The following is a 204-nucleotide window of genomic DNA, read 5'->3' as shown; positions in this document are numbered from 1 at the left end:
ACGGGAATAAACTGTAAGGTGAAGTTCAGTACCACCACGGAGGCTTCCTCAATGGCAATGTCCTGCAGCTTCGCGCACACCAGATCAACCGGCGTGTCGTGAGTGTCCGTGTCGATAATGCTGCGGCAGCGCTCGAGCATGGCGGCGGAGTTGTCCACCCCGACGAGACGGCAGTCGGCAACCTGCAGGTTCTGGCGCATGGCG

1 protein-coding gene is annotated in these 204 nt (G+C 60.3%); it reads right to left on the bottom strand.

Annotated elements, in window-relative coordinates; genetic code table 11:
- Nucleotides 1-204 (bottom strand): methyltransferase domain-containing protein (locus A3709_RS17300; RefSeq protein ID WP_156507825.1); only part of this gene is annotated, 204 nt, incomplete at both ends.

Origin of the sequence: Halioglobus sp. HI00S01 (assembly GCF_001635445.1) — a bacterium.
GTDB classification, from domain to species: domain Bacteria; phylum Pseudomonadota; class Gammaproteobacteria; order Pseudomonadales; family Halieaceae; genus Halioglobus; species Halioglobus japonicus.
The sequence above is the reverse complement of the archived record's forward strand: the minus strand, read 5'-3'. Positions and strand labels throughout refer to the sequence as shown.